General features: G+C 49.9%; 21 protein-coding genes and 1 riboswitch. Of the genes, 8 read left to right on the plus strand and 13 right to left on the minus strand.

Features of this window, described 5'->3' with window-relative positions:
- Window positions 1-86: 86 nt before the first annotated feature.
- The gene (gene rluF, locus ASG81_RS17525; protein ID WP_056636831.1) at window positions 87-788 is read left to right on the plus strand and encodes a 23S rRNA pseudouridine(2604) synthase RluF; all 702 of its coding nucleotides are present in this window, start codon (window positions 87-89) and stop codon (window positions 786-788) included.
- Between the two features lie 172 nt (window positions 789-960).
- On the opposite strand, the gene ASG81_RS17530 is transcribed toward rluF, so the two are convergent.
- Together ASG81_RS17530 and motA are read right to left on the minus strand one after the other, a co-directional pair.
- Entirely contained in the window at window positions 961-1,794 is an 834-nt protein-coding gene (locus tag ASG81_RS17530; protein ID WP_056636801.1) for a flagellar motor protein MotB, read from the minus strand.
- The gene (motA, locus tag ASG81_RS17535; RefSeq protein ID WP_056636832.1) at window positions 1,791-2,579 is read right to left on the minus strand and encodes a flagellar motor stator protein MotA; all 789 of its coding nucleotides are present in this window, start codon (window positions 2,577-2,579) and stop codon (window positions 1,791-1,793) included. Before motA ends, ASG81_RS17530 begins: the two co-directional genes overlap by 4 nt.
- 182 nt (window positions 2,580-2,761) lie before the next feature.
- Between motA and ASG81_RS17540 the strand changes: the two genes are divergently transcribed.
- On the plus strand, window positions 2,762-3,055 hold the full coding sequence (locus ASG81_RS17540; RefSeq protein WP_056636803.1) for a hypothetical protein: 294 nt from the start codon (window positions 2,762-2,764) through the stop codon (window positions 3,053-3,055).
- Between the two features lie 11 nt (window positions 3,056-3,066).
- Here ASG81_RS17540 and ASG81_RS17545 read toward each other — a convergent pair whose 3' ends face one another.
- Window positions 3,067-3,543, minus strand: a complete 477-nt coding sequence (locus tag ASG81_RS17545) for a GNAT family N-acetyltransferase (RefSeq protein WP_056636834.1) — start codon at window positions 3,541-3,543, stop codon at window positions 3,067-3,069.
- Between the two features lie 163 nt (window positions 3,544-3,706).
- Between ASG81_RS17545 and ASG81_RS17550 the strand changes: the two genes are divergently transcribed.
- The gene (locus ASG81_RS17550) at window positions 3,707-4,966 is read left to right on the plus strand and encodes an MFS transporter (RefSeq protein WP_056636805.1); all 1,260 of its coding nucleotides are present in this window, start codon (window positions 3,707-3,709) and stop codon (window positions 4,964-4,966) included.
- 134 nt (window positions 4,967-5,100) lie between these two features.
- Here ASG81_RS17550 and ASG81_RS17555 read toward each other — a convergent pair whose 3' ends face one another.
- From ASG81_RS17555 to ASG81_RS17575, 5 genes are all read right to left on the minus strand, one after another.
- The gene (locus tag ASG81_RS17555; protein ID WP_056636807.1) at window positions 5,101-6,444 is read right to left on the minus strand and encodes an FAD-binding domain-containing protein; all 1,344 of its coding nucleotides are present in this window, start codon (window positions 6,442-6,444) and stop codon (window positions 5,101-5,103) included.
- A 179-nt stretch (window positions 6,445-6,623) separates the two neighbouring features.
- A complete protein-coding gene (locus tag ASG81_RS17560) occupies window positions 6,624-7,079 on the minus strand; it encodes a C40 family peptidase (RefSeq protein WP_056636808.1) in 456 nt (151 codons plus the stop codon).
- A gap of 3 nt (window positions 7,080-7,082) precedes the next feature.
- Window positions 7,083-7,234, minus strand: a riboswitch (cyclic di-AMP (ydaO/yuaA leader).
- Window positions 7,235-7,500: 266 nt separating this feature from the next.
- A complete protein-coding gene (locus tag ASG81_RS17565; protein WP_056636810.1) occupies window positions 7,501-8,085 on the minus strand; it encodes a hypothetical protein in 585 nt (194 codons plus the stop codon).
- Window positions 8,086-8,224: 139 nt separating this feature from the next.
- Window positions 8,225-9,034: a hypothetical protein gene (locus tag ASG81_RS17570; protein WP_056636812.1), complete on the minus strand. Its 810-nt coding sequence runs from the start codon at window positions 9,032-9,034 to the stop codon at window positions 8,225-8,227.
- 27 nt (window positions 9,035-9,061) lie between these two features.
- A complete protein-coding gene (locus tag ASG81_RS17575) occupies window positions 9,062-11,077 on the minus strand; it encodes a M1 family metallopeptidase (RefSeq protein WP_056636814.1) in 2,016 nt (671 codons plus the stop codon).
- Between the two features lie 106 nt (window positions 11,078-11,183).
- On the opposite strand from ASG81_RS17575, the gene ASG81_RS17580 reads away from it, so the two are divergent.
- The 5 genes from ASG81_RS17580 (at window position 11,184) to ASG81_RS33520 (ending at window position 14,447) form a co-directional block, all read left to right on the plus strand.
- A complete protein-coding gene (locus ASG81_RS17580; RefSeq protein ID WP_056636836.1) occupies window positions 11,184-11,708 on the plus strand; it encodes a YwhD family protein in 525 nt (174 codons plus the stop codon).
- Window positions 11,709-11,938: 230 nt separating this feature from the next.
- Window positions 11,939-12,472, plus strand: a complete 534-nt coding sequence (locus ASG81_RS17585) for an RNA polymerase sigma factor (protein WP_056636816.1) — start codon at window positions 11,939-11,941, stop codon at window positions 12,470-12,472.
- Complete coding sequence (locus ASG81_RS17590; protein WP_056636818.1) at window positions 12,469-13,038, plus strand: hypothetical protein; 570 nt, start codon at window positions 12,469-12,471, stop codon at window positions 13,036-13,038. Before ASG81_RS17585 ends, ASG81_RS17590 begins: the two co-directional genes overlap by 4 nt.
- Before the next feature lie 36 nt (window positions 13,039-13,074).
- Window positions 13,075-14,247 carry a hypothetical protein gene (locus ASG81_RS17595; RefSeq protein ID WP_056636837.1) on the plus strand — a complete coding sequence of 391 codons (1,173 nt, stop codon included), beginning with the start codon at window positions 13,075-13,077 and terminating at the stop codon, window positions 14,245-14,247.
- Window positions 14,248-14,321: 74 nt separating this feature from the next.
- Window positions 14,322-14,447, plus strand: a complete 126-nt coding sequence (locus tag ASG81_RS33520; protein ID WP_268795787.1) for a hypothetical protein — start codon at window positions 14,322-14,324, stop codon at window positions 14,445-14,447.
- An 82-nt stretch (window positions 14,448-14,529) separates the two neighbouring features.
- Here ASG81_RS33520 and ASG81_RS17600 read toward each other — a convergent pair whose 3' ends face one another.
- The 5 genes from ASG81_RS17600 to cyoA form a co-directional block, all read right to left on the minus strand.
- A complete protein-coding gene (locus tag ASG81_RS17600) occupies window positions 14,530-15,549 on the minus strand; it encodes a GNAT family N-acetyltransferase (RefSeq protein WP_056636820.1) in 1,020 nt (339 codons plus the stop codon).
- A gap of 231 nt (window positions 15,550-15,780) precedes the next feature.
- Window positions 15,781-16,113 carry a cytochrome o ubiquinol oxidase subunit IV gene (gene cyoD, locus ASG81_RS17605; protein ID WP_056636822.1) on the minus strand — a complete coding sequence of 111 codons (333 nt, stop codon included), beginning with the start codon at window positions 16,111-16,113 and terminating at the stop codon, window positions 15,781-15,783.
- A 1-nt stretch (window position 16,114) separates the two neighbouring features.
- Window positions 16,115-16,756: a cytochrome o ubiquinol oxidase subunit III gene (gene cyoC, locus ASG81_RS17610; protein ID WP_056636824.1), complete on the minus strand. Its 642-nt coding sequence runs from the start codon at window positions 16,754-16,756 to the stop codon at window positions 16,115-16,117.
- Window positions 16,756-18,726 (minus strand): cbb3-type cytochrome c oxidase subunit I, encoded by a 1,971-nt coding sequence (locus ASG81_RS17615; protein WP_056636827.1) that lies wholly within the window; start codon window positions 18,724-18,726, stop codon window positions 16,756-16,758. Before ASG81_RS17615 ends, cyoC begins: the two co-directional genes overlap by 1 nt.
- 62 nt (window positions 18,727-18,788) lie before the next feature.
- A complete protein-coding gene (cyoA, locus tag ASG81_RS17620) occupies window positions 18,789-19,784 on the minus strand; it encodes a ubiquinol oxidase subunit II (protein ID WP_081417405.1) in 996 nt (331 codons plus the stop codon).
- Between the last annotated feature and the right edge of the window lie 309 nt (window positions 19,785-20,093).

The raw sequence follows: 20,093 nt of genomic DNA on the forward strand, positions 1-20,093 counted from the left end.
TTTCGGTGCTGCGGCAGCAGCCGCGCATGATGATCCATCGGACAAAATTGCTGATTTGGCAGTACATACAACGGGGTGAAGCAGCTTTGAGAATCAATAAATTTATTAGTGAAACGGGCTATTGCTCCAGACGCGAGGCGGATAAGCTGGTAGACGGCGGACGCGTAACGATCAATGGCGTTACGGCATTGCTGGGCAGTCAGGCTGAGCTGGGGGATGATGTGCGTGTCGACGGCCGTAAGATTGGCAAGCAGAGACAGCATGTTTACATTGCACTCAACAAGCCGGTAGGCATTACGAGTACGACAGAGCTACATATTAAGGGGAATATAGTTGATTTTATCGGCCATGCCGAGCGTATTTTTCCGATTGGAAGGCTGGATAAGGATTCGGAGGGCTTAATTCTTCTGACGAACGACGGTGATATCGTAAATCCGATACTTCGCTCGGAGGGAAAGCATGAGAAGGAATACTTGGTCACGGTGGATAAACCGGTGACGGAGGCTTTCTTGCACGGGATGGCAAGCGGCGTTCATATTTTGGGCAGCATGACATTGCCTTGCGTCGTGACGAGAGTGACGGATCGCGTATTCCGGATTATATTAACCGAAGGGCGCAATCGTCAAATTCGTAGAATGTGCGAAGCGTTCGGCTACCATGTAAGAAGGCTGCAGCGTCAGCGGATCATGAACATTCATCTGGCCGGGCTGCAGGTCGGGAAGTGGCGGGATTTGACAGAAGCCGAGAAGGCGACGCTATTTGAAAATTTAAGCTACGAGCCGGTATAGAGCTGTGCAACTTAACAAAAATCCCCTGCATCAAGCGCGTTTAGCGAATGATGCAGGGGATTTTTGTTTAAAATATAAGAATTTATATGTTTCACATTTATAAATAAGCTTATATTTCACCGCGAAACGAGCTGTTGCCGCCAAAGGTCGGCGACAGCCGTTTACGCTTGTGCTATTTCACTTTAAGATTTTGAGCATTGGCTGATTCGTTGCGAGTTATCGAAACTTCAACACGGCGGTTTTTAGCGCGGCCTGCCACCGTTTTATTATCGGCAACCGGACGATATTCACCGTAGCCGATGGCGCTGAAGCGCACGGGATTCAGATGTTTATTTTCGAGCAAAATATCCATGAAACGAATGGCCCGCATCGAGCTTAGATCCCAGTTCGACTTGAAGAAGACGGTCGAGATCGGGGTTGTATCGGTATGCCCGGATACGATGACCTCATAATCAGGATATTGCTGCAGCATTTTGCCGATTGCGACAGCGAGCTCCTTCGATTCCGGCTTAACGTTTGCTTGCGCCGGGGCAAATAACGCGTTGTCGCTAATCGTAATCATTAGCTGTGAAAGGTTAAGCTTCGTTTTTAAATCGGTCGTGAGACCGTTCTTCTTGATGTAAGTGTCAACCTTCTTCTTCAGATCCTCAAGATCCTTCTGCTCTTGTTCGATCAGCTTTTGACGAGCTGTCTCTTCGGCCGTTTGATCCTTCGTTTCTTCCTTCGACTGATCCTTTGTGTCGATCAAGCCGCCTGCTTCATCTTGTTTCTTCCCGTTATCGTCACCGCTCTTGACGATAGCCGATTCGGTTAGCACTCCGCTGCCTGTGCTGAGCGCCACGCTGAAGGCTTTGGACATTTCTTCGAATTTTTTCACGTCGACGGAGTTCATCGAATATAACACGATAAAGAGTGCTAGCAGCAGGGTAAGCAAATCGGCATAAGGAATGAGCCAGGATTCGTCAACATGCTCCTCGTGTTCTTCGTGTCTATGCTTTCTGCTCAAGCGGCTCCTTCCTCCTTCTCCCTCAACTTCAATCTTTCTGTAGGTGTAAGGAATACGGACAGCTTCTGATTAATCGCAATCGTCGATACGCCGGATTGAATGGATAGCAAGCCTTCAACCATCATGAGACGAATTTGAATTTCTTGCTTAGACAAACGCTTCAATCTATTAGAAATGGGATGCCAAAGCACATAACCTGTAAAGATACCAAGCAATGTAGCGATAAATGCACCGGCAATGGCGTGAGCGAGCTTCGCCATATCACTCATATCGGCCAGAGCGGCGATCAAGCCTACAACCGCGCCGAGTACGCCTAGAGTAGGCGCATATGTACCTGCTTGCGTGAAAATAAGAGCTCCAGCCTTATGGCGGTCTTCCGTTGCTGCAATATCCTCAAGCAGAACGTCGCGCACGAAGTCCTGATCGTTCCCGTCAATAATCATGCGCATGCCGTTCCGGAGAAACGTATCTTCAATTTCGTCGATCTTTGCTTCAAGAGCGAGCAAGCCCTCGCGGCGCGTAACGGAAGCCCATTCCATGAAGCGCTGGATCAATTCATCGCGCTGAGGCAGCTTTTGCTCGGAAAATACCATTTTAAACAGCTTGCCGACTTTGGAAAGCTCGGACATAGGAAAGGCAATAAGAACAGAAGCTATGGTTCCTAATATAATAATCATATAAGCAGCAGGATTCAAAAGAGATGACAGGTGCGCTCCCTTTAACACCATCCCTCCGAGTACAGCGACTAACCCTAGAATAAGACCGATAATTGTTGAATTTTTCATCATACACCCCGTCCAAATCATTTTCGACATTTCTCTACTTCTTATATTATCGTCAAATGGGTATTCTGAAGTTAGAGTAAATGATACGTTTTGCAGGCGAACGCGTTAAAATTTTAAAAAATAAGGTAGAATAGTAGAGAGATGTGTACAAAAAATGACGATGATAAAGGTGGTAATCACAAATGGGCGTTAGGCATGCGAGAGAATACGCAGATATATTGAAGGATTTGACAGCAGCGGTGGCTGAAATCGAGGGAAGCTATACTTTTTTTGAAATGGATTCGGAGGAGTGGGCTGCGCTGCCTGTCGAGGACCGGTCTGAGGTGATGGAAGCATTAGCGGACGATGTCTTCTTCGGATTGGGCGAGGATCCGGTCATTGCGGTAGGCGGCGGTGTCATTACCTATAACAGCAAGCATCATATTATTGAGGTTTCGCAGGACGATAAAGTAACGCAAATTATTAGATTAATATAATAATCGACATTTCATTCCGCTGCAGACGGCTTATAAACCATACAATGGCATTCGGCAAAGCCGTGGGGAGTAGAGCGCGAATAGGTGTCCGTTATATGGAAACCAGCTTGCTCATAGGCGCGGGAGGCGCGAGTGTTCCAGGCGAGCACCTCCAAATCAATTTCATTTTGCGGCGCCCGCCGCACGGCCTCGGAGACGATTAGCTGAGTGAAGGCGGGACCGAGCCCCAGGCCGCATAGGTCGGGCCGCAGGCCGAGCCCAAGCCGCGTCACCCCTGTTAAGGGGAAAAACTGCGCAAACCCAATCAGCTTCTGCTGACTATCGATTACTGCAGCATATTGAGCCGCTCGAAGGACGGAATCGCCGAACTCGATTTCGTCCTTTTTCATTTGCTCCCAGGAGGGCCAATTATAAATATCGAATGGCGCTTCATACGTCCAGCCGCATATTTCCTCGGCATGGCAAGTTTCTAGCGGACATATGGTCATATCAATCGGATCTCGTTTATAATGAGTGGAGCTTGGTTTGTTCGTCACAGGTTGTGTACCTCCGGTCAGATAAATATTCACTGAAAGCTTAACACGAATGAAATAGGTTTATTATATCAGATAGACGCAAGGAGATCGTGCGTAAATAAGGAGAAGCATTAAAATGAAGAAGTTACTTTGGCTTGGCTGCTTGTCGTATTTGGTCATAGGGGTTGCTCATGTCGTGGGCGGAACCATTTTGGAACAGCTGATGGATCATTACGGCTTGACCTATAAAGATGGCGGGCAATGGGTTATGAATCAGTTTCTCGGATTTTTGGTAGGTGTCCTGCTTGCGCCGTCCATTGCAGCGAGAACAGGGAAGAGGGGCGCCGTTCTGCTTGCGGTTGGCCTACTGACGCTCAGTGAAGCGGCTTACAGCCTGCTGCTTCCATGGGGCTGGATGCTGGCGATTGGCCCTTTGGCGGGATTCGGCTTCGGTATGACGGAGGCTGTCGTCGGCGCGATGATCATCGATATGGCGAAGAACGGAAAGGCAGCGGCAATGAGCCGGCTGGAAACCTTTTTTGGCGTAGGCGCCTTAATGATTCCGATTGCGGCTGCTTACCTGATTCAGCAAGGCGTTTGGCAAATTTCCTTCCCTATACTGGCCGCGATGGCAGGCATCACGTTTGTGTTATGGCTGACGATGTCATTCGGAGAGCTGGACGACCAGCTTGGATTTATTTCACGCGCAGCGGCGGAGAAGGGCAAACCAAATGAATCTGCCGAATCGATTGCTGCAAGCGCATCAGAAGCGACGGTCTTCTTTGGATATCCGCGTAAAGCACTGCCGTTTCTATTGTTATCGGCACTCTTTTTTATGATCTATGTCGGAATGGAAATGAGTTTCTCTAACTATTTGCCGTCGATTCTCATCATTCGCTCGGGCGTGGAGGAATCCGGTGCGGCAGCCGTACTCAGCTTATTCTGGGGCACGATGGTGCTTGGCCGTTTATTTGCAGGCGTACTTGCAGACCGGATGGGGTATTCACGATACTTATTCATCGCTACGGCAGGCGCTTCGGTCGTATTTGTTTTAATGGCGGTCATGGGGCAGCTCAGCTGGATACTGGCGTTGGTCGCGCTAAGCGGCTTGTGCTTCTCGGGTATCTTCGGCATCGCCCTGGTTTATGCCAATGAGCTCATTCCGGGAATGACCGAGCGGACAACAAGTCTGCTGGTAGCATGCGGCGGCCTTGGAGGTGCTATTTTACCGCGAATAACCGGCTGGTTTATGGACCAGTACAATGTGCAGTCCACCTTATGGTATATTAGTGTGCTCGTTGTGCTGATGCTGCTTCTGCTCGCGGCTATGCTTGTTCTCGGAAGAAGACAAGCGCAGCGCAGATCATTCGTAGTAGGCGGGGCTCAAGGAAGCTAGGCCGCAGCTCATAAAAAATGTGAAAAACCTCTATATCCGCTGTTTCGAAGCGGTTATAGAGGTTTTTTTATATGGCATACAAGAAATAGTAGGCTTTTCTGTATCAATCATATTCGGGTTATGGACCGCGTTAGCTACTTGAGTATCGTCTTATATACCTCAATGGCTCGTGCCCGGGACGCTTTCAGATCGACGATGGCACCGCTTTGCGGCTTATGAATCTCTTTGTCCGTAAGATGGGCCAAATGAGGCAGCCAGTACCGGATATAGCTGCCGCTGGGGTCATGCGTCCGCGACTGCGTCTCCGGATTCATAATGCGGAAATAAGGCGCAGCATCATAGCCCAGCGATGAGCACCACAGCCAGCCGCCGCGGTTAAGCGTATTGTCATAATCACTTAAGTGCAGACGGAAATGCTGCTCGCCAAGCGTAAACGGGCACAGCAGGTTTTTAGTTAAAAACATGGCTGCAACCATTCGCAAGCGGCCTGGCAGCTCACCCGTACGGTTCAGCTGCGTCATAGCCGCGTCAATAATCGGAATGCCGGTGGCAGCCGTTGTCCACGCCTGCAGATGAGTATCCGAGAGCGGGGACAAATCAACCAGCTGCTCATAACGGAAGTAATCATCATGATACATCGCTTGGTATAAATAGAAATCACGCCATGCCAGCTGACGAATCCATGTCTCGGCCCCGGGCAGCCCTTGCGTAAGCTCGTAGGCATGGCGGGCCGAGATGGCGCCGGTGTTCAAGAAGCGAGCGAGCCCGCTGGCATAATTGTCCGCGTAAGCGTCGCGGCGAATTGCGTAAGAGGCGAGGCGTTCGCGCGCGAAGCGATCCAGCTTGATTAACGATTTTTGAGCCCCTTCAACACTGGTGCCGCCAAGCGCGCAAGAAATGAATTCTGGCAGCGCGAATGTTAGCGCGATCTTGCTGTTCATTTCCTTGACGGTAGACAGCTCTTGAATCATTGTTCCGCTCATTGGACGATAGCATTCCAGCATATAGCTGCTCCACATGCGATAGAAGGGCGTAAACACCTTATAAGGCGCAGGCCGCCGCGCGAATGCCGGGAAAGCTTCTAAATCAGCAAGCGGCGCATCAGCAATCGACATCCAGCGCCGGCCCAGCCTGCGCGTAGCCTGCTGAAGCTGCTCATCCCGTCGGCGCGAGTAGGGCGAGTAGTCCGCATGAACGATGACCTCTTCGATGGGATGCGCTTGCAGGAGAGCTTCGGTAATCAAAACGGGATCCCCGTATAGCACATGCAGTTCTTTGTCCGCATTGGAATAGCTGTGCAGCAAGGAGGCGGCTTGCGCCATAAAATTTCGGCCGCTATGGCTGGTTAGCCGGCCTTCACCCGTGAGGACGGGATCTATGATGAGCAAATGAATGCCATGTGTATCTTTTTTTTTCAAATAATCAAATGCGCGCAAATCTGCGGTACGCAAGTCCTTGCGATGAATAAACAAATACATCAGGCATTTCTCCTTCCTATACCGCAGTGTAGAGCGGCATATTCAAGCTTGAAATAAAACAGAAAAGCCGCATGTCATTTGTCGACTGTGGACAAATAACTGCGGCTTTGCTGGATGAGTCTACCCTTGCAACCCTCGATGAGAGGAGTCAGGTCACTCTATTGTCCGTTAGCATATGCTTAGAGAGAATCCGTATCCATGACACGACGGGCAGTCACAAAACGGTCTACATAATAGGAGGAGTTAAGTTTGTCTGTTACAACGCCTCTGCTGGAGGACGAATGTGCAAACTTGCCATCTCCGATGTATATGCCAACATGGGATACGGCGCTGTTGTTGCCGCCGGCTGTGTCGAAAAACACAAGATCTCCCGGAAGTAGGTCAGCCTTAGCGACCTTCGTGCCTGTTTTTGCTTGCGAACCGGATGTGCGAGGAAGGTCAACGCCCAATTTATCGAACACATAGCTCGTAAAACCGGAGCAGTCAAAGCCATTCGACGACGTTCCGCCGCTTTTGTACGGAGTACCAATGAGATCACTGATCGTTCCGTTTAGTTTTGAGTCTGCGAAAGCGCTCCCCGCTTGGAAAGCGAGTACGAGAACGAGACCCAGGAGTAATGCGGTAATCTTCTTCAATTGTGAAGCTCCTTCCAATGCCGACGAGGTTAGCTGTGGGGTTCGGTTGAAGGCTCCCTATGATTCCTCAGGCGCTGAGATAACTCAGACGTCGGAATCAATTCACCCAGAGTGGTTCCCCCGTTTCCCGATAGGGAATTAGGCAGTTTTTTAATGCTCCTGAGAATTATTCGATTATTTTCATTGATCTCCTGCCTTTACTGGCAAATTCTAATAATTCTCATGTAACCTTTTGACAAATTAGTTCGTTTAACCGACTTTTGTGTAATATAAACACCTTTAGTCGTGTTTTCTAGCTAAATATGACGACACAATTTCATTAATTATACGGATGTCATGTAATTTTTAAAAAGTACATACAAAAAAACCTCCGAACAGCTGGAGGTTTTATAGTAGGTTTTACATCATTCGACTACGCGCTTTATTTTGCGGTGATGACCTTCTCGGAGATGAGCTGCGGATCGCCGTTCTTTTGTTCCATCCAAAACCGCAGCTTGTATTTGCCCGAATATTTAAAATCATAGGAGATAACTTTCGAGCTGAACCAAAAGGTGTCTTTTTCGACAAATTGCTTAAAATCATCATCATCCTGGCTGCGTCTGTCAATCGTCGTTTCTTTATCATTAGGGTCTACAATCGTGACCTTGAATTCGGAGATGGCGACATTCAAATTATCGATTTGCGCTTGAACTAAAAATTTCTGAACAGTGCCTTTGTCAACCTGTCCAAACATGGTTCGTTTCTCATTCATCAGAAACATATGGACATTGGGCTTCTGAATGACCAGTTTCTTCTCGCTGCCCTTCCATTGAATAAACGCTTGCATGGAATCGCTTAAGGAACGGATATTGATATACACCTTATCATCTGCCAGTAAACCATCTTCTACCGATTGTTTATTATTATAAATCAGCGTTACTTTTTGGAGTAATTTGTCGGCTGCAACGAGCGAACCACCTGATAAGAGCAATACCATCGATAATAAAATAAATTTTTTGCGCATCATTTATGTTTTACCCCCATTGTTCATTTTCTTACAACTATTTATACAGAAAGGTAATCATTTAGTTGCGGTCGGTTTTGAAAATAAAAAAAGCCCCGTATCCACAACGAATCGTGGAGCCGGAGGCTTCTTCATACTGCGTTTATTTCGTTTGCAGGCATTCATATTGCGTTGCTATGGTCCATACCTTCATTAGCGTACGAATCAGGTGATAGCCCTGATGCAGAATGAGCGCGAACAAGCCGGCCCAGAGCATCGATATGCCGGTGGCTACGAGTCCGGCGGCAGCTCCGATCCCCCACATAATGAGTGAGATGGCCGCGTAGGATAGAAAGTTTTGGATTGCGTGCCATAAGGAACGGAATATGCCTTCGCCTGATGCAGCGCCGAACTGCATGGCTAGGAATAGCAAATGCAGCACTGTGCTCCACAGCAGCCATAGCGCTGCGCCAGGCAGCACCGCTTGCAGCAGTTCCGGGATGGAGCCGCTCTCCAGAAGTGCATCGAGCGAGCGGGGCATCAGCCACCAGGCGGGAGCCAGCGATAAGACAGCTTCTATCCAGTAGAGCAGGACAACGGGCTTCCAAGTTTTGCGGATGCCTTCCAGAAACCGGGTTCCCCCCTCCGATCTCGTTTGATTGAGCGAGTAGAACAAGCCGGCGTTAAACAAAGGCGTCAGCAGCATCCTGGCAAGCAGAAGACCGCCTAATGTCCAGACGTACGGAGAGATCAGATCGGTTTTTAGCAGCTGGAATTGGGCTTCGGTTACGAAGAGCTGAGCAGCTGTATCAGAAGGGTAGGAGCCCGGGTACCGCCGCAGCAGCGGCGAGACGACCGAATCAATGAAACGATAGAGGAAAAATCCCCATAACAGCTGATACAGAAACAATAATATAACAAGGTAAAAATGTTTAACCGCTAGCCGCCAGCCTTGCTTCAAATGTATTTTCATGGTTAATCGCTCCTTGAACGCAATTACTTACCAGCTCAGCGACCCGAGCAGTCCTTCAATCAGACTGACTACACCAAGGCTCCATCTCGTGCGCGTTTCCTCCGGCAGCTGGGCATACATAAAGTTGTTAATGAGCTTATTGTCGAGGACGTTGCTGTAATTCGGATCGACGATCGCCCATTCGAGCGGAGCGGAATGCAGCTGCTTGAATTGAATGTGGGCTTCTTCGGCATTCCAAAGCTTCGTTATTTTGGTGCCGTCGGTGAACTGCAGTACGACCTTGATGTCGCCGTTGCTGCCGCCGTTCTTTTTGACAAGCACGACCGATTCGTACATCTTGTTCCCATCCTGAGTGACGGGACGAACATGAATCGATTCGATCGAGAAGTCAGCCATCTGGTTGCCGTAAACGTATCGGCTGAAATAATCATGCCATTTCGTCTTCGTGACTTGTTCGACTACGCGCTGGAAGTCGGCGGTAGCAGGGTGCTTGAACTTAAATTTTTGGAAATACGTACGTAAAATCTTTTGCATCGTTCTTGAGCCAACCTGATTCTCAATGCCAATGAGCACGAGCTTCGCACGCATGTACACGTTCTCTGCATATTGCGAGTGGCTTCCGTATGACCAGGATTGCTGCTTGAGCGGCGCGGGATCGGTCATGTAGCTGGCTTCCACTCGCAAATTCGCTTCCAATCCATATGTGGTCTCCATTACCTTGTCCTCGGCGTAGGATGTGAAGCCTTCGTCCAGCCAAGCCTCCTCGAACTCATTGGAGGCGACCATTCCATACCAGTATTGGTGCCCGATTTCATGCACGACCGTTCGCTCTAAATCGTAGCCGGGGTTTTGCTTCTCGGCTGCGAATGCCGTGATGAGCGTCGGATACTCCATGCCTCCGGCTCCGTTTGCCCCTTTGGGAGGCACGACGATAGACAGCGTGGTGTAAGGATATTCCCCGTACCATTTCGCATAGCTTGAGAGAGCGGATTTGGCGGCATGCATATAACGATCTTTAAGGTTGGCATGCGCCGGATCGAGATAGAGCTTAATCCGTACGCCGGGAATGCCCGTATCGGAGAAGGCAGTCTCTTCGTATACGAAGTCCGGCGAAGCCGACCAAGCAAAGTCATGAACGTCATCGGCATAAAATTGGTAAACCTTCGATTGATCCTTCATTTCAATAGCCTTCGTTTGGAAGCCGGTAGCCGCAACCGTGTAGGCTGCCGGTACTGTAATCCGAACGCTGTATATGCCGAAGTCGCTGTAAAACTCAGAGTTTCCATGGTATTGGTGGACGTTCCAGCCTTCAGCCGCACGTCCCCTTGTACCGACCGTTTCGTATACGGCAATTTTCGGAAACCACTGTCCCGCCATCACGAACTGGCCGGAGTAGCCCATTCTAGCAAACACCTCTGGCAGCTTCACCTCGTACCCCATGCGGAGCGTAACGGATTTGCCCGGGGCGATAGGCTCTGGAAGACGTATTTTTGCTAAAGTGAAGTCATCGGCATTGCCGTCGTCGGGCTGCACGTATTGCAGACGCGGCAGCAGGCTTTCGCCGTTTAGTGTTTCTAGCGTAAGCAGCTTCATATAGCCATGGCTGTTCGTGGTCGCTTTGTCCTCGCGCAGCTTGCCGCCGGATTCTTGCATGAACGTCGTTTTGTCTGATTGAAAAGCGTTCGGGTACAGGTGGAAATAGAGCTCGGACACTGTTTTTTTGCCGGGGTTGGTCCAGGTTACCGTCTGATCACCGTTTAATTGCTTCGTATCGTCAAGTAAATGCACGTTGATATGGTACTCAACGATACGCTTGCTGAGTGCTTGCGGCTTAGGTGTCATAACCGTATTCGGCTCCTGCACAAGCGGCGGCTTGGCCGAATTTTGGGCAGGGGCCGGTGCTTGCTTGGCTTTGGCGGCGGGGGCGAAAGCATATGTATATTGGGATTGCCAAGCAGTCCCGAAGCCTTGATGCACAGACAAGCCGAGCAGTACGACTGCGAGTATTACGAGTAAAATTTGTTTGATATAGCGTGGAGTCATTGAACGTTTCCCTCCCGTTGACAAGCATCTACAGCATGTATATGTTTGCTTTTCAAGGATTATTAGCTAAAATGGAATTATTGTATCGGGGAAGGTGTGAATGCGCATGACGGAAGAACAAGGACAGCCGGCTCAGCCGGAAAAGAAGGAAAAAAAATCACTGTCGCTCAACGTAGTGAGCAACAAACAACATAAAGGCTTCGGTGCGGGAACGATCGATTTGAGCGCTGTATCCTGCGTCATCATTGATGAGGGCGTCGCTTATATCGACGTTGGCGCCATGCATGCGAAGAGCAAGGTGGAGCGCGGCATTAAGTTTACGCCGAACAAAGAGGATACGCCGAATGGCCGTCAATGCTGGATCGTGTGGGTTGCGGTCGACCGCAATGAGGAAGGGTCTTATTATGCAGGCGCGACAGCCTGCGAGATGCTGATCGACTCCGAGGCGCGCCGCGGGTGGAAGATACTGGCTGACCACGTGAACAAGCTGGATCATGCGATCAAACGACGCTACAATTTGACAGAGCTTGGCGATGTAGAAAAAGCGGCGCTGCGCAAGCTGCTCACCGACAATAATTTGGAGTGGTGGGATCGTTCGCCGGAAGAGCTTAAGCAAGCTTTGAACGTGTAACGGCGAGCGCGATCAAACGCGACATAGGCGTAAGCGCCAATAAAGGATGAGAACCTCATCGTTCGTAAGGCTAATCTTGCGGATGATGAGGTTTTCTGTGTTATTAGAGGCGGATGGGAATCGTATTCGAAAAATATTTTTGGATCGGGTGCAGGGGAAGGGGTACTGGCTGACGTCTATAGATTGGGAAGGAGGGGAGCGACATTCAAGACGAGGATTGGATCAGAGCGGTGCAAGAGGGCAGACCCGAGCATTATGGCCCTTTCGTACAGGCGTATGGTCCGTACATATACAGAACGGTCTTCGCAGTGCTTCATTCTCCGCATGATGCGGAGGATATAACGCAGGAAGTGCTGCTGCAAATTTATCGTTCCCTTCCGGATTGCCGATTGGACGGGCTGAAGACGTGGATTACCCGCATTGCCGTTAATCGGGCGATCGATTTCAAGCGAAGCAAGGCCCGCAGGCCCGAGGAGCTGTCGGATAGCGAAGCGATGAGCGAGAAAAAGCATAATGATGATGCCGCGGCGATGCCGGCTGCCGAGCTGGTAGCCATCAAGCAGGCGGATAGGCGGCAGGTTCGCGAACGCGTAGAAGAAATGCCGGAAAACTACCGGGAAGTCATAAACGCTTATTATATGGAAGACAAGTCGTATGAACAGATTGCGGCCGAAACCGGACTGGAGCGCAAAAGCGTAGAGTCCAGGCTGTACCGGGCAAGAAGCTGGATGAAGCGCCACTGGCGGAAGGAGGATTTCGAATGAGGAATGAGCATATATCGCCGGATCAAATGATCCGATATGTGAAGGGCACGCTCGCAGGGGCTGAGCGTGTACAGGTAGAGCAGCAGATGACAGCATGCGATTGCTGCTTAAAGCACTTTATTGCTGCCGTTGAATCGTCTGAAGACGAGGCGGAGTCAGTCTTTCCAAGCCATGTAAACGAACCGCAGCTTCCTGATATGGAGCTGTTAGAGCAGCGTGTCGTTGCGCAGCTGTTAAGCGAGGAGAGAATTCATCAAGCCCAGGCTGACGGCCTTAGAACGTCCAGCACTCTACAGAAGAAATCTCCCCGCCTTCGTGCTTGGCTCCAGCATCCGGTAACGCATTATACCATTGCCGCTTCCATAACTCTGCTGCTGCTTGTCAGCGGTACCTTTGCCTCCTTCTCTCAGAAGCTGGCGCTGCTCGATATGGGTGAGAATGTGCAGCAGGCTGTACCGCCGAGCCCGCCCACAGCAGCTGGCAAGCATTCGGAATCATGGTCGGACAGAATAGTCGATCAAACAGGTTCTTGGCTGGATGAGCTGAGAGCGACCCGCTATAAATAAATGAAAAATGAGGAAATGGAAAGGAATGATTCAAGCATGAATAAAAGCCCGTTAGCAGCGTTTTTGCTTTCGTTTATACCCGGCGTCGGGCATGGCTATTTGGGCCGGCCTGTACGTGCGGTATTGTATGGAGGAGCTTTTTTTGGCCCCATTGGGATGTTTATTTTATTGATGATTGCGGATGCGGGCGTCGATGACGGTTTTCTTGTCTTCCTTATGTTCATAGCTGCTATGTCCGGGATTATTAACATGCTCGATATGGTCATGACCCTGCTCAAGGGAAAAGGAGTATCGTCACATCCCGTTCAGCAGCATCCCCTCGAGCATGCTGCCGAACATTTTAGCCCAGGCGCTGTACCGTTAGAGCTGGAGCATCAGCGCGAGAAATCGCGTATGATCCTGTTCTCCCTCGTGCCGGGTCTTGGGCATATGAGTATGGGGCTTATGCAGCGCGGTATCACATTGCTCATTTCGTTCATTGGCTGGTTCGCGATCATCGTCTTCTTAAGCGCTATTATTCATAGAGGAGAGCTGCTCGTCTTTTTGCTCGCGCTGCCAATCATCTGGGTATACAGCATGTTTGATGCAATTAGCCAGCTTCATGCGAAGCAGCGCGGAGAGCAACTTGTGGATCGTGCCATCTTTGAAGATATGGAATCGTATATCGCTTCGGGGCGCAAAAGCAAGGTGCTGGCTATCGCATTGTCGATTTTCCCGGGCGCAGGCCATCTTTATCTAGGCTTGCAGAAGCGGGGGCTGCAGCTTATGGGCGGCTTTCTCTTGACTATTTATATTATGGACAATTTGCGCCTGTCTCTGTTTTTTTTCTTGCTTCCGCTGTTCTGGTGCTTCGCGTTCTTCGATGCCATGCAGCAGACGTCACGCTATGAGCGCCAGACGCTTACCGACGAGCCGGTGCTGACGCAGCTTGTTCCATATCAGCGCTGGTTCGGCATTGGGCTGCTTGGCTTTGGCGTTTACTATTTGCTTGATCGTGTAGCCGCTGAGGTCGCTTCCCACTTTTCCAATGAGCTTTACTCGCAATACATGCAAATCAAATATATGATTCCGACGGCTGTTGTGGCATTCGTCATGATTATTGTCGGCTTGCGTCTGGCCTTTGGAAGCAGAGCAGCTGCTGATATTAGAAAAGGGGCTCCGCCTGCAATCTCTGCTCCGCTGCATAAGCGGGAGGGGGAGTCACAATGAACTCAGTAAACATGGCGAATGCAGCGGTTAACCGTCCGTAAGGCGTACGCACCTGGCGCTTCGGCTCGCTATCGATGATTGTCGGTACGACCATGTACGTCATGATCGGATCCGTCGATCGCAGGGATGGCGGAATCATTTCCGATGAGCTAACGCTGATCGTACCGGTAGGCGTGGAGCTGTCAGAGCGGGGGCGCTAGTTTTGTGGAATAAGAGCAGGCTATTTCGGGACCATCTCGTTTTAGACTGCTCTTTATTATTCGTGCAATTGCAGGAGAAATATCAGCGAGGAGCTTTAACATGAAGTTTAGCTAAAACCTGGTCAAGAGGAGCGATTATCCGATAGGAGCCGCGAAGAGGAGCATAACCCAGCTGACGATTAATTTTGAGGATGGGCTCGTTCAACGAATCATTATCCGTACGAAGATACAAAGCGTTGCAGTGCTTGGCAAGCTGTACCGCTTTTATTTTTAAAGCAAGGGCTATCTTCTTGCCGCGATAAGCTCGGCTTACTCCGGTGTATTCGTGATACATGCCATTGGTCTTAGGATGATGCAAAATGTTCGTAACACCAACGAATTTATCGCCGTCAGCAGCAATAATAACTCGCTCGGGCGCATAGCCATCCACCTTCAAATACCATTTACGCCATTCCGACAGTTCTGGAACCTCACCCATAAAGCCAGGTATGTCCACTAGCGTTTCTTTGTAAAGCTCATACAGCCTTTGCTCGCTATCCTCGCCGGGCTCATCCGCCAGCGTTAGAAAGCGCAGCCCTGCCAGCTCAGGCATATCCGGCATAGGCGTTGGAGGCTGCCCTTCATGGTTATCCAGCCGCAGGAGCGATTGGAATGAATGACGCTCTATTACAAACGACCGGCGATTCGCAAAATGCAGCGCATCCGGGTTATCATCCCAAACTTCAGTTATTAGAGTGGAAGCACCGATTTTTAATGCCCATTGTCCAATATGCTGAAGCAGCAGCTGACCGATTCCACTTCTGCGGTACGCTTCTGCAACGATGATCGTATTGCACAAATGTCCGGGCTCTGTCCATGGCGCCCGCCATGACCAGGCGTAGCCGACGAGTTCCCCCTGCTCATTAACAGCAACCTGCCGCTCCCGGTCGTATCCGGAGAGCAGTCCGTTCTCATCCATCCAGGTATGCCCGACCTCATAAAGCTTTTGGTCAGCCTCGCGAAGACTTTCCGCTGAAGCCGGCTCGGACCATATTTGACTTAACAATTCCGCAAGCTGCTCGTAGTCATCCGGCAGCTGCAGTGGACGAAGTTTAATGGACATCGCGATCACCTCATTTTCACTTAAACTATTCTCACAACATGATTATGCCATGAGGATAAGAAGCGCCGAAAGGTAGAGTTTGGTTATAATTAACAAACACCGGCTGCTCTTTCGCTTTAAGCGCATAGCGGCAAAGAAACAGGCGTTTAGACAAAAAAAGCTGTACCATCGTCGCAATGACGTTGGCGCAGCTTTTTTCACGAGTATCTCATCACTTTGCTTAGCAGAATACTATGCTACCGCATTGTAGGTCATAATCCAGACGGAGCCCGCGACGATCGTCAGCAAAATGACGAGCCCGAAAATAAGCGCCATCAGGTTGAAGCGCGGCTTCTCCTCATCCCGAATGTGCATGAAGAAGACCAGCTGAACGGCAAATTGCAGAACGGCCATCACGAGAATGAGCACGGTCGCAGCCGTTTTGCTCAGCAGATCATTCAGCACGACAACGAGCGGAATGATCGTCAGAATGATGGAGAATAGGAAGCCGATAACGTAAGACTTCATTGACCCGCCATGGGATCCGTGCTCAGCATCATGGGAATGCGTGTTATGCTTTTCCATCCTACATCACCCCCATCAAGTAAACGATCGTGAATACGAAAATCCACACGACGTCCAAGAAATGCCAGTATAAGCTGATGATGCTTACCTTGCGTTTTGTGACCGGCGTGATACCGCGGCGGCTTAGCTGAAGCATCAATCCGACCATCCAGACGAGACCGACCGAGACGTGCAGCCCGTGCGTTCCGACAAGAACGTAGAAGGCTGACCAATATGCGCTTGTTCCAATCGTAGCGCCCTCATGCACAAGGTGCATAAACTCGTTAACTTCCAGAAATACGAATGATGCGCCGAGCAAAGCGGTAATCGCGAGCCAGAGAATCAGACCGCGTTTGTTCCCTTTGTTCATTTCCAGAACGGCTACGCCGCTCGTGAAGCTGCTTGTGAGCAGGATGAAGGTCGAAATGATAATACCGTTCATTTCGAGCAATTCCGCACCTGTCGGTCCGCCGTCCGTGTTGAGACGGAGGACGACATAGGTAGCAAACAACGTACCGAATAAAATAACGTCGGTTATAAGAAACAGCCAGAAGCCGAACATTTTCAACGATTCTTGATCGTGATGCTCGTCATGGTGACCGCCGCCGTGACCGGCACCGTGTCCGCCATGCGCTCCTGCTGGAGTGGAAACTGCATGTGCCATTATTTTGTCCCCCTTAATGCGGCTTCCGTACGCTCGATTTCATCCACCGGAATGTAATAATCGGTATCGTAAGAGAACGAACGGGCAAGCATGCATATGGCTACGCCGATCATACCCGGAATGGCCATCCACAGCCAATCCCATACGAAGCCGAAACCTGCTGTAAACCAGCATAACGACATGATGAACGGAATGCTTGAATTTTTCGGCATATGAATCGGCTCAAGCGGAGCGAGTGGTTTGGCCGGCTCGCCGCTCGCAATTCGCTGCTTCTCTTCCCACCACTCGTCTTGGCTGGTAACCTGCGGCAAGCGAGCGAAGTTGTAGAGCGGTGCAGGCGATGGAATCGACCATTCCAGCGTGCGTCCGTCCCAAGTATCTCCGGATTTTGCTTTCTTGTAAAACTTGATGCTGTGAGCGATCTGCCACATTTGGAAAATAAACGCGATCCCCATTAGGAATGCTCCTACAGTAGATACGACGTTAAGCGGCTGCCAGCCCATATCGAAGTCGTATTCGTTGAAGCGGCGCGTCATCCCCATGAGGCCAAGCGCGTATTGCGGCATGAAACAAACGTAGAAGCCGATGTTCCAGAACCAGAATGCCCATTTACCAATTCCCTCATGCAGGGTGAATCCGAACATTTTTGGCCACCAATAGTAAAGGCCTGCGAAGAAGCCGAACACGACCCCGCCGATGATAACTTGGTGGAAATGCGCAATTAGGAAGTAACTGTTGTGGAACTGGAAGTCGGCTGGTGCGACCGAAAGCAGTACACCGGTCATCCCCCCAACGACGAAGCAAGGAATGAACGCAACTGTCCACATCATTGGTGTTGTAAATTTAATACGACCGCGATACATCGTAAACAGCCAGTTGAACACCTTAACCCCGGTCGGAATGGCGATTAGCATCGTCGTTAATGCAAAGAACGCGTTGACGTTGGCCCCGGAGCCCATCGTAAAGAAGTGATGCGCCCATGTGAAGAAGGAGAAGAAGCTGATAGACATAAGTGCGAATACCATCGATTTGTAACCAAACAGCTTTTTCTTCGAAAATGTTGAGACAATTTCTGAAAATATACCAAATGCCGGCAAAACGATAATATATACTTCCGGGTGTCCCCACATCCAGATGAGGTTGATGTACATCATCGGATTGCCGCCGCCGTCGAGCGTGAAGAAGTGAGCGCCCAGATAGCGGTCAATAAACAGCAGGAACAGCGTAACCGTTAATATTGGGAAAGCGAACATAATGGTAATGCATGACGATAGGACTGACCAGACAAACATCGGCATTTGCATAAGCTTCATGCCCGGCGCGCGCATTTTCAGAATCGTGACAACGAAGTTAATGCCCGTAGCCAAGGAGCCGATACCTGAAATTTGAATACCCCAGATATAAAAGTCTTGTCCAAGCCCCGGACTGCCTGACAGCTCGGAAAGCGGCGGATAAGCGAGCCAGCCTGCATCCGGCGAGCCGCCGATAATAAAGGATACGTTAAACAGCATCGCTCCAAAGAAGAACATCCAGAAGCTAAGGGAGTTCAGGAACGGAAAAGCAACGTCGCGCGCTCCGATTTGGAGCGGGACGACGATATTGAACAGACCGAACATAAGCGGCATCGCCATGAACAGAATCATAATAACGCCGTGCGTGGTGAAGATTTGGTTATAGTGTTCCGCGTGCAAAAATTCAAGCTCCGGAGCAGCAAGCTGAACCCGCATCAGCAGCGCATCGACGCCGCCGCGGAACAGCATGAGAATGGAAGCGATGATGTACATGATACCGATTTTTTTATGATCGACGCTAGTCAGCCATTCGGTCCACAGCCAGCGCCATTTTTTGAAAAAGGTGAGTACGAATAGAATCGCGACAAGCGATAATCCAATGGATACTTGAGCCCCTAAAATAAGCGGATCGCCGGTAACGAAAAATTCGGATGCGAATTGTTTAATTTTGTCTAACATGAGGGGTCCTCCTAAAAGTTTGTAGAACAAACTCGTTTCAAAAGCTTGCGCTTGTTAGTGGGTTAATGCCCCACATGGTTATGCGTGTTAGCGTCCGTGCTGCTGGCTGTGTGATGATGCGGCTCCATCGTAACCGCCGGAGCGGTCTCTTCATTCGCGGCTGCCGCAGGCTCCGCTGCTTCACTGCCATGATGCTGATGCGCGCCGCTGCCGCCGTTCACATATTGTTTAACGATTTTATTGAATAAGCCTTTAGGGAAGCCGGCGAATAGCTGCACATCCGAAGTGCCCGGCTCAGTCAGCTTCTCGAAACCCTCCATGGTTAGAGATGGAGAAGTAGCCTTCACTTCGTCTATCCAAGCTTTATAATCTTCCTCCGAAACAGCATCGACCTTAAACGTCATTTGCGCAAAATCTTTCCCTGTAAAGTTCGCGCCAGAGCCAAAATAGCTGCCTTGCTCATCAGCTTGCAGGAAGAGGGTCATCGCCATGCCTGACATCGTGTAAATTTGCCCGCCGAGCTGCGGAACCCAGAAGGAGTTCATCGCCGTGTCGGACGTTAATTGGAACTTAATCGGCACGTCTTCCGGAATTTTAATGTAATTGACGGTTGCGATATCCTCATCCGGATATTTGAACAGCCATTTCCAGTCAAGCGATGTGACTTGAATCGTGATGGGCGCCTTAGCCGATTCAATCGGTTTGGAAGGCTCGAGCGCATAAGTGTATTTAACAGTGACGATAGCCAGTATAAGAATAGCGATAATTGGAATGGTCCACCAAGTGATCTCCAGCTTCGTGCTGTGCTCCCAGTTAGGATTGTAGGCAGCCTTGCTGCCGGGCTTATCGCGGTACCGCCAAACGATAATAGCTGTCAGGATAAGCACGGGTACGATGATAACGGAACACAGAATGGTTGAAAAATAAATCAGATCCTTCTGAGATTCGCCGATTGGCCCTTTCGGATCGAGCACAATGAATTGCTCGCCGCAGCCGGAAAGCATAACGGCCATTAGCATAATAAGTACGGGTGTCAGTATACGAAGATACGGTCTCATCAATCGTTCAACTCCTCAAAATTACTGCTTACGACTACAATAGCAGATCTACAAGAGAATAACTGCGGGGTTAACAATTACGTCAAAAATTCGTCTTTTTTCTGTAACTGAACGTTCACGGCTTAGACAACTGTTACATTAAGGATACTTTGCAGCGCTGCTGCTCTTGTCCATCATTACCCAAACAAATAGACAGCCCCATACGGTCAACTTGAACTGTGACCCTATTTGTGGACGGTTTATAACAAACAGCCCTAGGCTTAACTAGCAAGGAGATGACCTCTGAATTCGTCGGGGGTCATCTTTTTT

It is taken from the genome of Paenibacillus sp. Soil522 (assembly GCF_001428245.1).
GTDB lineage: Bacteria > Bacillota > Bacilli > Paenibacillales > Paenibacillaceae > Pristimantibacillus.

What these genes read in the sequence shown, in the direction of transcription:
- cyoA (WP_081417405.1), bottom strand. Translation starts at nt 19,784, where the DNA reads ATGAGACCGTATCTTCGTATACTGACACCCGTACTTATTATGCTAATG.
- ASG81_RS17550 (WP_056636805.1), top strand. Translation starts at nt 3,707, where the DNA reads ATGAAGAAGTTACTTTGGCTTGGCTGCTTGTCGTATTTGGTCATAGGG.
- ASG81_RS17575 (WP_056636814.1), bottom strand. Translation starts at nt 11,077, where the DNA reads ATGACTCCACGCTATATCAAACAAATTTTACTCGTAATACTCGCAGTC.
- cyoD (WP_056636822.1), bottom strand. Translation starts at nt 16,113, where the DNA reads ATGGAAAAGCATAACACGCATTCCCATGATGCTGAGCACGGATCCCAT.
- ASG81_RS17595 (WP_056636837.1), top strand. Translation starts at nt 13,075, where the DNA reads ATGAATAAAAGCCCGTTAGCAGCGTTTTTGCTTTCGTTTATACCCGGC.
- ASG81_RS17615 (WP_056636827.1), bottom strand. Translation starts at nt 18,726, where the DNA reads ATGTTAGACAAAATTAAACAATTCGCATCCGAATTTTTCGTTACCGGC.
- ASG81_RS17545 (WP_056636834.1), bottom strand. Translation starts at nt 3,543, where the DNA reads ATGACCATATGTCCGCTAGAAACTTGCCATGCCGAGGAAATATGCGGC.
- ASG81_RS17600 (WP_056636820.1), bottom strand. Translation starts at nt 15,549, where the DNA reads ATGTCCATTAAACTTCGTCCACTGCAGCTGCCGGATGACTACGAGCAG.
- ASG81_RS17580 (WP_056636836.1), top strand. Translation starts at nt 11,184, where the DNA reads ATGACGGAAGAACAAGGACAGCCGGCTCAGCCGGAAAAGAAGGAAAAA.
- ASG81_RS17565 (WP_056636810.1), bottom strand. Translation starts at nt 8,085, where the DNA reads ATGATGCGCAAAAAATTTATTTTATTATCGATGGTATTGCTCTTATCA.
- ASG81_RS17570 (WP_056636812.1), bottom strand. Translation starts at nt 9,034, where the DNA reads ATGAAAATACATTTGAAGCAAGGCTGGCGGCTAGCGGTTAAACATTTT.
- ASG81_RS17590 (WP_056636818.1), top strand. Translation starts at nt 12,469, where the DNA reads ATGAGGAATGAGCATATATCGCCGGATCAAATGATCCGATATGTGAAG.
- motA (WP_056636832.1), bottom strand. Translation starts at nt 2,579, where the DNA reads ATGAAAAATTCAACAATTATCGGTCTTATTCTAGGGTTAGTCGCTGTA.
- cyoC (WP_056636824.1), bottom strand. Translation starts at nt 16,756, where the DNA reads ATGGCACATGCAGTTTCCACTCCAGCAGGAGCGCATGGCGGACACGGT.
- ASG81_RS17540 (WP_056636803.1), top strand. Translation starts at nt 2,762, where the DNA reads ATGGGCGTTAGGCATGCGAGAGAATACGCAGATATATTGAAGGATTTG.
- ASG81_RS33520 (WP_268795787.1), top strand. Translation starts at nt 14,322, where the DNA reads ATGATTGTCGGTACGACCATGTACGTCATGATCGGATCCGTCGATCGC.
- ASG81_RS17555 (WP_056636807.1), bottom strand. Translation starts at nt 6,444, where the DNA reads ATGTATTTGTTTATTCATCGCAAGGACTTGCGTACCGCAGATTTGCGC.